This is a genomic window from Ureibacillus sp. 179-F W5.1 NHS, assembly GCF_045369345.1.
In the GTDB taxonomy this organism is placed as follows: Bacteria; Bacillota; Bacilli; order Bacillales_A; family Planococcaceae; genus Ureibacillus; species Ureibacillus halotolerans.
Window position 1 is genome coordinate 72970 of the sequence record NZ_JBIQFG010000013.1, and the last position, 10978, is coordinate 83947.

Genomic DNA, 10978 nt, shown 5'->3' on the forward strand with positions numbered 1-10978 from the left:
ATTTTACATTTCTAATCACATTTTGGAAAAAAATCCTTAATTTTTACAATTTAATTTTTCAATACTTGTATTTTTATAGTAATATTCGATAATTTCGTGGGCAGACGATCCGTTATCAGCCATTGCATCAGCTCCATATTGACTCATTCCAACACCATGGCCATATCCTTCTGTTTTAACGACTATCTCACCATCGATAACATCAATTTGAAAATCAGTAGAACGTAAATTTAAAAGAGTTCTTATTTCTCGGCCTGTCCATTTATTTTTATCATTAGAGACTATTTCAACCCTCCCAGTATTGTTTCGTTGCAAACGTATTTTTTTCACATCATCGATTGTCCAATTAACCTTTAATAGTTTGTTCCATTCCTCAATGGAAAAAGTAGTGACCGTTTCATAATTATCCGCATATTGAAAATCGGTACTAGCTACAGATTGTAAATAAGGAATATCATTTCCACTATAGTTTTTTGAGCTTTCAGTCATACCATTACTCATCGAATGAAACATTGCTGTTATTAATTCTCCGTTATAATAAATCACTTCACCTTCAGTGCTTTTAACAGCTTCTTGGACCTTTTTTTCAAATTCTTCATAGGATTTGTCCCAATTTTCTTTCCTAGTATCCTCGTCATAAAAAACTTGTTTTGCAACGGTAGGTTCAATTGGGATTTGTCCATAATTTGTATTTTTTAACACATAGGTTCTTGCAGCAATCGCTTGTGCCTTTAACGCTTCTATATGAAAACTTACAGGCATTTCAGCTGCGACAACACCAATAACGTATTCCTCTAAATCAATCGGAATATCACTCCCACTCACTTGAATCGTTATCTCACAAGCGTTATTAATAGAGGAACCTCCTAATTTAACGTCTTTTTTTTCATGACTTCTAAAAATGAAAGGAAAATAAAAAAGTGCAGCAATGAAACAAATGATTGATACGACTATTATCGGGTTTTTGAAATTATTAATTTTTTTCATACATATTATTTATGATAGAAAAGAAAAGATTATGATTGAACGAAAATATCATTTTCAAACTACCATTCTATTTCAACGAAAAACATTTTCTAATGGAAATCAAAAAACGACAAAACTCTATTTAGAATTTTGTCGTAAATTTGTAATATTTATATGTGCTAAAACATATGGTTAATTTAAAAAAGAAAATCAGCATTTACAAATAGCATGATTAAATTTCAACAACTTGTTCTTCTGAAATAGCAGCTTCTTCTTCAGATTGATCTTCAATTCTTTCGATAATCGCACCTAAAGAAGCAAGTTTTTTATGGAAATTAACATATCCACGATCTAAATGATGTAATTTCGTAATTCTAGTTACTCCTTCAGAAACGAGTCCAGCTAGAATTAATGCTGCTGCAGCACGTAAATCTGTGGCAGCAACTTCTGCACCTTGTAATTTAACAGGACCTTCAATAAATACTGAACGTCCTTCAATTTTTACTTGGGCATTCATACGTCTAAACTCTTCAACATGCATAAAACGGTTTTCAAATACTGTTTCTGTAATGATACTTGTTCCTTCAGCAGTAAGCATTAATGCCATCATTTGAGCCTGCATATCTGTTGGGAAACCAGGATGTGGCATCGTTTTAATATCTACAGCTTTTAGAGGCTGTGTCGCACGAATACGTAATCCTTCTTGATCCTCTATTACCTCAACACCCATTTCACGTAATTTAGCGATAAGGGCTGTCATATGCTCAGGAACAGCATTTTCAATAAATACGTCACCACCCGTAATCGCTGCTGCAACCATAAATGTTCCAGCTTCAATACGATCCGGAATAATGTGATGAGTTGTACCATGCAATTCTTTTACGCCTTCAACACGAATTGTATCCGTACCAGCTCCAATTACACGTCCACCCATACTATTAATGAAATTAGCTAAATCTACAATTTCCGGCTCTTTAGCAGCGTTTTCAATGATTGTAGTACCATTTGCTAAAGCTGCAGCCGTCATAATGTTCTCTGTAGCTCCTACACTTGGGAAATCTAAATAAATTTCAGCACCTTTTAAACCATTAACTGTTTTTGCTTCAACAAATCCATGACCAAAGGAAATTGTAGCACCCATTGCTTCAAAACCTTTTAAATGCAACTCAATTGGTCTTGAACCGATTGCACAGCCACCTGGTAATGCCACACGAGCATAACCATTTCGAGCTAGCAACGATCCCATCACAAGAATTGAAGCGCGCATTTTACTAACAAATTCAAATTGAGCTTCACTCGATAATCTTTTTTCTGCATTTATATGGATTTCATTTTTGTCTACGTTATATTCTACATTTGCATTTAGGCTTTTTAGTACTTCATTTATTGTATGAACATCCGCTAAATTCGGAACGTCTTTTATTATATTATGATTCTTTGAAGCTAACAATGATGCTGCTAGAATTGGTAATACGGCGTTTTTGGCTCCTTCTACTTTTACGATTCCTCGTAATTTTTGGCCTCCCGTAACAATGATTTTCTCCACAATTCGTCCCTCCGAATTCATTTGTCCAAAACTGTCAAAATCTGAAACATTCGTTTTTATATTTAAAACACACAAACTATCAATATAGTACTGCTAAAAGATGATATAAACAAGCATCTAAATCACTATTTTACATGAAAACACAATAATTTTCTACAATTTATAATACGCTAAGTAAAAGATAATGGTGAATTTCATGTCATAAATTACATAAAATTTCATTAAACATGACAAAGCACTACTACATATTACAACATTATTACCCAGGAAATACAAAAATTCTACAAGAAAATATCGATGATATGTTTACTTAAATTTAGATATATGTTATGTAACGACAAACGAAAGTTCATTTGTCCTTACAAGGCATATAATATGTACCTTAAATGGGAAGTAATTGTTAAATTTTATGAAAAAATGAATGGTAATTGTTGAGACCAATTTGTAATATCTAAAATAAAATTTGAAACAGTTGAGCCAATGGCAATACTTAATAAAAAATAAATCAGTTGAATTTGAAAGGTATGACCTTTTTTAAAAAGTTGTTCTAGTCTAAAAGCTTGTAATGCATAAAAACTTATAACAATAAAAAGAATATGCGATATTAAACCAATACCAGCTTGTAACCCTAATGATTGATATACTTCCATATTCAACATACCTCCTTGTTAAACAGTTAAAAAGCGGACAGTTGCCCGTCCGCTTTTATCTTTGTAATGAAAATTACATATTACCCTCATGAACGCTGATACGATTAATCGCACGTTTTAAAGCTAGCTCAGCGCGTTGGAAATCAATGTCATCTTGTTTCATTTGAAGACGTTGTTCCGCACGTGCCATTGCTTCTTTAGCACGGGCAAGATCGATATTAGCTGCAAGTTCAGCAGATGGAGCTAATATCGAAATTTGATCAGGACGAACTTCAATGAATCCACCACTAACGGCTACAATTTCTTGTGAACCGTCTTCTTTTTTTAGTGTCACAGCACCAATTGCAAGTGGAGCAACCATAGGAATATGTCCTGCTAGAACACCAATTTCACCAGAAACTGTTTTAGCGATAACCATTGCGACTTCAGAATCGTACACTGGGCCGTCGGGAGTGACAATATTGACTTGAACTGTCTTCATATTTTTTCCTCCTCGTCCGAAAGTTATACCTCTACGCCCATGCTTTTAGCTTTTTCAATTACCTCTTCAATGCTACCTACTAAACGGAAAGCATCTTCTGGTAAGTGATCGTATTTACCTTCAAGAATTTCCTTGAATGAACGAACAGTGTCTTTTACGTGTACAAAAGAACCTGGTTGACCAGTAAATTGTTCCGCTACGTGGAAGTTTTGAGATAAGAAGAATTGAATACGACGAGCACGTTCAACTGTTTGCTTATCTTCATCAGATAATTCATCCATACCTAAGATGGCGATAATATCTTGTAATTCGTTGTAACGTTGTAAAGTCATTTGAACTCCACGAGCAACTTTGTAGTGTTCTTCGCCAACAATTTCAGGTGATAATGCACGAGAAGTTGAAGCTAGTGGATCCACCGCTGGGTAGATACCCATCTCAGATAATTTACGCTCAAGGTTAGTTGTTGCGTCTAAGTGAGCGAAAGTTGTAGCTGGGGCTGGGTCAGTATAGTCATCGGCTGGTACATAAATCGCTTGGATTGATGTTACCGAACCTTTATTTGTAGATGTAATACGTTCTTGTAAGTTACCCATTTCAGTAGCAAGTGTTGGTTGGTAACCTACCGCAGAAGGCATACGTCCTAATAGGGCGGAAACTTCCGAACCTGCTTGTGTGAAGCGGAAGATGTTATCGATGAATAAAAGTACGTCTTGACCTTGTTCATCACGGAAATATTCAGCCATTGTAAGACCAGTTAAAGCTACACGCATACGTGCACCTGGTGGCTCATTCATTTGACCGAATACCATTGATGTTTTACTAATAACACCAGAGTCACTCATTTCGTGGAATAAGTCGTTACCTTCACGAGTACGTTCACCTACACCAGCAAATACGGAGATACCACCGTGACCTTGAGCGATGTTGTTAATAAGTTCTTGAATTAATACAGTTTTACCTACACCGGCACCACCGAATAAACCTACTTTACCACCTTTAATGTATGGAGCTAATAAGTCTACTACTTTAATACCTGTTTCTAGGATTTGTACTTCTGTAGTTAATTCATCAAATTTAGGAGCTTCGCGGTGAATAGAATCACGACGAGCTTCTGCTGGGATTTCTTCTCCTAAGTCGATAACTTCACCAAGTACGTTAAATACACGTCCTAGAGTTACGTCACCAACTGGTACAGAGATTGGATTTCCTAAGTCTGTAACTTCTGCACCACGTTGTAAGCCGTCAGTAGATGACATAGCAATCGTGCGGACAGAATCGTCACCTAAGTGAAGAGCTACTTCTAATGTTAAAGTAACTGATTCTTGATTTGGACGGTCAATCTTAACAGTTAAAGCGTTATAGATTGCTGGTAATTGGCCGTTGCTGAACTTTACGTCAACAACCGGACCCATTACTTGAATAACGTGTCCTATGTTCATTTCTGTGTACCCTCCTATCGAGTTTGGTGTCCGAGCGGGTTATTGTTCGTCATGTTTGACAAATAATAGTGATCCGCTTTTCTTCCTTTTATAAACGACATTGGAGTGCTGAGCCTATTCTAAGGCTGCAGCTCCACCAACGATTTCTGTAATTTCTTGTGTAATCGCCGCTTGACGCGCACGGTTATATTCAAGAGATAATGCACTAATAAGTTCTTTCGCATTATCAGTTGCAGTTTTCATCGCTGTCATACGAGCAGCATGTTCACTTGCTTTACCATCTAATAAAGCACCATAAATTAAGCTTTCTGCATATTGTGGAAGTAAAACTTCTAGAATTGCATCGCCTGATGGCTCGAATTCATAAGATGCATGAACGCCTTCACTTGCTGGAGCTAAATCAGTAATTGGTAATACCTTTTTCTCAGTAACTTCTTGTGAAATAACACTGACAAAGTGGTTATAGTACATATAAAGTTCATCATATGTACCATCAGCGAACATACCAACAGCTTTACGAGCGATTTGTTTAACGTCAGAGAAAGAAGGTTGGTCAGGTAAACCAATAATACTTTCAATTACGTTATAACCACGTTTCACGAAATAATCACGTGCCACACGACCGATTGCCAAAATCACGTATTCGTCTTTTGACTTATGACGCTCGTTTAATGTACGAGTTAACTGACGTAAAATACTTGAGTTATATGCCCCTGCAAGACCACGGTCAGATCCAATAACTAAATAAGCTGTTTTCTTTACAGGACGAGATACTAACATTGGATGTGTTGCATCCGAAGTACCTGATGCAATTGCAGCAACTACATCTTGTACTTTTTCCATATAAGGAACGTAAGCTTTTGCATTTTGTTCTGCACGGTTTTTCTTAGAAGCAGAAACCATTTGCATGGCTTTTGTCATTGCGCTCGTTTTCTTCGTTGAACCAATACGATTTTTAATATCGCGTAAGTTTGCCACTGGTATTTCACCACCTTTTCGTTTTTAATCACAAATCACGGCTTAAGATCTTACTCTGATTTTGCAAAAGTCTTTTTGAATTCGTTAAGAGCAGCTGCCATTTCTTCATCAGAAGGAAGTTCTTTTGTCGTACGGATATGATCTAAAACGTTAGTGTGGTTTACATCTAACCAGCTGTATAATTCAGCTTCGAAACGTACGATATCTTGAACTGGGATATCGTCTAAGAAACCACGAGTTAATGCATAAAGAATTGTAACTTGCTTTTCAACTTTAATTGGTTTGTTAAGATCTTGTTTAAGAACTTCAACTGTACGTTTACCACGTTCAAGTTTTGCAAGTGTTGCTTTGTCTAAATCTGAACCGAATTGAGCAAATGATTCAAGTTCACGGTAAGCAGCTAAGTCAAGACGTAGTGTACCAGCAACTTTTTTCATCGCTTTAATTTGAGCTGATCCACCTACACGAGATACGGATAAACCAGCGTTGATTGCTGGACGTACACCTGAGTGGAATAAGTCAGATTGTAAGAAAATTTGTCCATCAGTAATTGAGATTACGTTTGTTGGGATGTATGCAGAGATATCCCCAGCTTGTGTCTCAACGAATGGAAGAGCTGTAATCGAACCATTTTTATATGTTTCGTTTAATTTCGCAGCACGTTCTAATAGACGGCTGTGTAAGTAGAATACATCACCAGGGTAAGCTTCACGACCTGGAGGACGACGTAATAATAATGAAAGTTCACGGTAAGCTGCCGCTTGTTTTGATAAATCATCGTATACGATTAATACGTGTTTACCTTGTAACATGAACTCTTCAGCCATAGATACACCAGCATAAGGAGCTAAGTATAATAATGGAGCTGGTTGAGATGCAGATGCAGTTACAACGATTGAGTAGTCTAAAGCACCGTGTTTACGAAGTGTTTCTACTACGCCACGAACTGTAGATTCTTTTTGACCGATAGCAACATAGATACAGATCATATCTTGGTCTGCTTGGTTAAGAATTGTATCGATTGCAATTGAAGTTTTACCAACTTGACGGTCACCGATGATTAACTCACGTTGACCACGACCGATTGGTACAAGAGCGTCAATCGCTTTAATACCTGTTTGTAATGGTTCGTGAACGGATTTACGAGCCATTACACCGAAAGCTGGGCTTTCGATAGGACGAGTTTTTGTAGTGTTGATTGGGCCTTGTCCATCCACTGGTTGACCTAGTGGGTTTACAACGCGACCAATTAGTTCTTCACCAACTGGTACTTCCATAATACGGCCAGTTCGACGTACTTCATCGCCTTCTTTAATGTCTAAGTATGGTCCTAAGATGATGATACCAACGTTACCTTCTTCTAAGTTTTGAGCCATACCCATAACACCGTTAGAGAACTCTAATAATTCTCCAGCCATGACATTGTCGAGGCCATGAGCACGAGCGATACCGTCACCAACTGTGATTACAGTACCAACTTCGCTTACTTCTAATTCAGATTGGTAGTTTTCAATCTGCTTTTTTATCAGCACGCTGATTTCTTCAGCTTTGATGCCCATGAATGTCACCTCTCACATTTCTTTTTTATTAACCAACTAACGTACGTTTTAATCCCTCTAGCTTATTCGCTACAGTGTTATCAAAAATGTAGTTACCGATTTGAACACGTACACCACCAAGAATTGATGGTTCAATTACGTTTGTAATAGTAAGTTTTTCTTTACCAACTAATTTACCGAAAGAAGAAGAAATTTCGTCTTTTTCTTGATCAGTAAGAGCACGAGTAGAGAAAACTGTTGCTTCAGCAAAGCCTTGAGATGCAGCTGCTAATTGCTTAAATTGTTGTGCTAAATTTGCTACTTCATTAACACGTTTCTTTTCAATAAGAAGTTCAAGCGTGCTAACGACGATTGGATTCGCACTAGCAAAAATTTCAGCTACAATTTGTTTTTTACGTTCAATAGAGAACTTTGGAGTAGCAAGTAGAGAAAGTAACTCTGGAGTAGTTTCTAAAACTTTTACTAACTCCTCTAAATCTGCGTTAACTTCCGCAACGATTTGTTTTTCTTGCGCTAATTGAAACAAAGCATTCGCATAGCGGTTAGCTATAGTCGATTGACTCATTTCGCTTCGCCTGCCTTCGCAATCGTTTCTTTAATTAGTGCGCTATTGTCCTCTTCAGAAATTTCTTTTCCAAGAACTTTAGATGCCGCAAGAACCGATAGTGAAACGACTTCTTCACGAACTGCAGCGATTGCTTTTTCTTTCTCAGTTTCGATTTCACGAACAGCTGATTCTTTTAAGCGGTTAGCTTCAGCACGAGCCGCAGTAATGATTTCATCACGTTGTACTTCGCCTTGTTTTTTAGCACTTTCAATAATTGTTTGTGCTTCAGTACGTGCTTCTTTTAAAAGACTTTTTTGTTCTTCTAAAAGTTTAGCTGATTCTTTGCGAGCGTTTTCAGCTGCATCGATTTCGCTTGCAACTAATTCTTCACGTTGTTGCATAATGCCCATTAACGGACCCCACGCGAATTTCTTTAGAAGAGCCATTAAAACGATGAAGATAACTAATGTTGCAATTACGTCTCCACCATTAAAGTTGTGAGCTCCAGCACCAAGTACTAGGTAATCTAAATTCACGATTGTTTCACTCCCTTCAAGAGCTTTCAATATTGTCTCGTTTCAAAGTTGTTTGCATTAAAACGAACTTATGAAACATTCATAAAATCTATGATTTCATTTCTTTACTTTCAATTTCAAAAAAACATTTAAATCAAACTATTTTCATACAAAAGGAATGGCGAAGTTTCTTCTTGTGGAATCATCTTCGCCACATAAATTGAGCCGACAATTATCGGTTCATTACGATGAATGCTACTACTACTGCAATGATCGGTAGGGCTTCTACTAACGCTACCCCGATGAACATTGTAGTTTGAAGAACGCCACGAGCCTCTGGTTGACGAGCGATACCTTCTACTGTACGTGAAACGATAAGACCGTTACCAATACCTGCACCAAGTGCACCTAAACCGATTGCGATTGCTGCTGCTAATAAACCCATTGAAAATTTCCTCCTTGGAATTGTTTTATTATTTTTGTTAAGCAATTAATGTTTACACTAAAAGCTTTATATTAATGGTCTGCACTCACTTTGTGAGATAAGTAAACCATTGTTAACATTGTGAAAATGAAGGCTTGGATAAAGCCAATAAAGATTGAGAATCCTTGCCATGCCATCGTTGGAATGATAGCACCGATAAATCCTACTGCACCTGAACCTGCCATACCAGCAAGTAAGCCAAGTAAAATTTCACCAGCATAAATGTTACCGTAAAGACGAAGACCTAAGGTTAATGTATTAGCGAATTCCTCTACAATTTTAAGTGGGAACATAAATGACATTGGTTGAACAAAAGTTCTGAAATAATTTCCAGTACCACGCATTTTAATACCGTAGTATGTTGCTAGTACCATTACCATCGCTGCTAATGTTAATGTAACAGTAGGGTCAGCTGTTGGTGATTTCCACCATAAATCGCCACCTACGATGATTCCTGAAAATGGTAGACCTAACAAGTTTGCAACGGCGATAAACATAATTAATGTGATTCCTAAAATATGGAATCGACCGCCTGTTTTCCAGTCCATGTTGCTTTGGATAATTCCCTTTACGAAATCCATAACCCATTCCATAAAGTTTTGCATGCCTGTTGGTTTCAGCTTTAAGTTACGTGTAGCAATAAATGCAATTAAAAACACAATGATAGCTGTCACCAATAGCATTAGAACTGTAGATAAGTTGAAAGTTAAAAAGCCTATCGTTAGCTCTGGAGCTCCATGATCCATTCTTGCATTCACCTCACTTTCTTAGTTACCTTTGTTGTTTCTTACTGAATATACGATAACTCCTATAAAAAGGAACACGTACGGAATCATTAGCCCTATGACTGTGCTAATTAAATGAAAATATTGTGGCAACGTAATGGCGATAGCGACTGCTGCAATACCTGATCCAAAGCGCAAAGCTGAGCCGAGAGATACTGCTTTTCTTCCTTCACTTATGGAACGATCAAACTTGTCCATTCTTCGAACAAGAATCCAAAAGTTATATGTACCAAAGCAAGCACCCACCGCAATTCCAGCAAAAACTGTTGGATATGAGGTAAATCCCCATCCTAACGCACAAAGAGCAAGCAAAAAAAATAACGCTTTCTTCTGCATTGCAAAAATGTGATGCAAATCTAGCATTGGCAATTTATCTCCCAAATCTTTTTCGAGTAATGTTAAAATCGTTCACTACTAAAGGAATCAAGCGAGTAATCGTATTACAAGCGGTTTCAAAGATATAAAATCATTTGATTATATAATTAAATCCTTATATTAAATTAATAAGAATTTAACTTTGTTCCGCTGTAAACATTTAAAACTCAGACGCTTGAAAACGTTGCTAATTGACATTGAATGGTTTCAACTGTCAATCTAGTAGAAACTTGATATAACAAGTATTTCTTCGTCAACACTTGACTTGAAACCCCTGTCATTCTTACCCTTTGTAAGCATACAATAGTGATATTTTGATGTCAATTGGTTAAAGTGAAAAACTTCACAACTCATGAAATCTTGTCAAATTGTTGACAAATTTGTGTAATAACTTTCAAAAATTACTTTGTCTTTTAAATTATTTTAACAAAATAACCAATTCCCATTTCTTTTTCCAAAATATCCAAAATAGATAAAATTCCTTTTCCTACAATATTATTCACTTTTTTCTTTGAACCTAATCAATTCTTTAATATTGGGAGTTAAATAATTCTTCATCATCTTTTAACGGATTTATTACTAGGGTTTAGCGAATTGGAAAAGATTCAGAATTGTAGTGTTAAACGAATGTGTTTAGTTTTCTCGAACTATTA

General features: G+C 36.6%; 12 protein-coding genes. All 12 read right to left on the reverse strand.

Features of this window, described 5'->3' with window-relative positions; translation table 11 throughout:
* Positions 1–36: 36 nt before the first annotated feature.
* Complete coding sequence (gene spoIID, locus ACH0B5_RS08395; RefSeq protein WP_241559286.1) at positions 37–825, reverse strand: stage II sporulation protein D; 789 nt, start codon at positions 823–825, stop codon at positions 37–39.
* A gap of 373 nt (positions 826–1198) precedes the next feature.
* The gene (gene murA / locus ACH0B5_RS08400) at positions 1199–2512 is read right to left on the reverse strand and encodes a UDP-N-acetylglucosamine 1-carboxyvinyltransferase (protein ID WP_122971474.1); all 1314 of its coding nucleotides are present in this window, start codon (positions 2510–2512) and stop codon (positions 1199–1201) included.
* A 407-nt stretch (positions 2513–2919) separates the two neighbouring features.
* Positions 2920–3162, reverse strand: coding sequence for a DUF1146 family protein (locus ACH0B5_RS08405; RefSeq protein ID WP_406927707.1), 243 nt, complete (start codon positions 3160–3162; stop codon positions 2920–2922).
* A 73-nt stretch (positions 3163–3235) separates the two neighbouring features.
* Complete coding sequence (locus ACH0B5_RS08410) at positions 3236–3643, reverse strand: F0F1 ATP synthase subunit epsilon (protein WP_122971472.1); 408 nt, start codon at positions 3641–3643, stop codon at positions 3236–3238.
* A 23-nt stretch (positions 3644–3666) separates the two neighbouring features.
* The gene (gene atpD / locus ACH0B5_RS08415) at positions 3667–5082 is read right to left on the reverse strand and encodes a F0F1 ATP synthase subunit beta (RefSeq protein WP_122971471.1); all 1416 of its coding nucleotides are present in this window, start codon (positions 5080–5082) and stop codon (positions 3667–3669) included.
* Between the two features lie 114 nt (positions 5083–5196).
* A complete protein-coding gene (atpG, locus tag ACH0B5_RS08420) occupies positions 5197–6060 on the reverse strand; it encodes an ATP synthase F1 subunit gamma (RefSeq protein WP_122971470.1) in 864 nt (287 codons plus the stop codon).
* A 50-nt stretch (positions 6061–6110) separates the two neighbouring features.
* Entirely contained in the window at positions 6111–7619 is a 1509-nt protein-coding gene (atpA, locus tag ACH0B5_RS08425; protein WP_122971469.1) for a F0F1 ATP synthase subunit alpha, read from the reverse strand.
* Between the two features lie 28 nt (positions 7620–7647).
* Entirely contained in the window at positions 7648–8184 is a 537-nt protein-coding gene (locus ACH0B5_RS08430) for a F0F1 ATP synthase subunit delta (protein ID WP_122971468.1), read from the reverse strand.
* Entirely contained in the window at positions 8181–8702 is a 522-nt protein-coding gene (atpF, locus tag ACH0B5_RS08435) for a F0F1 ATP synthase subunit B (protein WP_122971490.1), read from the reverse strand. The genes ACH0B5_RS08430 and atpF overlap by 4 nt, the downstream gene beginning before the upstream one ends.
* Before the next feature lie 211 nt (positions 8703–8913).
* Positions 8914–9126, reverse strand: a complete 213-nt coding sequence (gene atpE, locus ACH0B5_RS08440) for a F0F1 ATP synthase subunit C (RefSeq protein ID WP_036200106.1) — start codon at positions 9124–9126, stop codon at positions 8914–8916.
* A gap of 71 nt (positions 9127–9197) precedes the next feature.
* Positions 9198–9911, reverse strand: a complete 714-nt coding sequence (atpB, locus tag ACH0B5_RS08445; protein WP_122971467.1) for a F0F1 ATP synthase subunit A — start codon at positions 9909–9911, stop codon at positions 9198–9200.
* A 21-nt stretch (positions 9912–9932) separates the two neighbouring features.
* Positions 9933–10313, reverse strand: a complete 381-nt coding sequence (locus ACH0B5_RS08450; RefSeq protein WP_122971466.1) for an ATP synthase subunit I — start codon at positions 10311–10313, stop codon at positions 9933–9935.
* Positions 10314–10978: the final 665 nt, after the last annotated feature.

Excerpts from the sequence above, each read along its gene's own strand:
- ACH0B5_RS08405 (WP_406927707.1), bottom strand. The coding sequence starts at position 3,162 with ATGGAAGTATATCAATCATTAGGGTTACAAGCTGGTATTGGTTTAATA.
- ACH0B5_RS08410 (WP_122971472.1), bottom strand. The coding sequence starts at position 3,643 with ATGAAGACAGTTCAAGTCAATATTGTCACTCCCGACGGCCCAGTGTAC.
- atpD (WP_122971471.1), bottom strand. The coding sequence starts at position 5,082 with ATGAACATAGGACACGTTATTCAAGTAATGGGTCCGGTTGTTGACGTA.
- atpA (WP_122971469.1), bottom strand. The coding sequence starts at position 7,619 with ATGGGCATCAAAGCTGAAGAAATCAGCGTGCTGATAAAAAAGCAGATT.
- ACH0B5_RS08430 (WP_122971468.1), bottom strand. The coding sequence starts at position 8,184 with ATGAGTCAATCGACTATAGCTAACCGCTATGCGAATGCTTTGTTTCAA.
- atpE (WP_036200106.1), bottom strand. The coding sequence starts at position 9,126 with ATGGGTTTATTAGCAGCAGCAATCGCAATCGGTTTAGGTGCACTTGGT.
- atpB (WP_122971467.1), bottom strand. The coding sequence starts at position 9,911 with ATGGATCATGGAGCTCCAGAGCTAACGATAGGCTTTTTAACTTTCAAC.
- ACH0B5_RS08450 (WP_122971466.1), bottom strand. The coding sequence starts at position 10,313 with ATGCTAGATTTGCATCACATTTTTGCAATGCAGAAGAAAGCGTTATTT.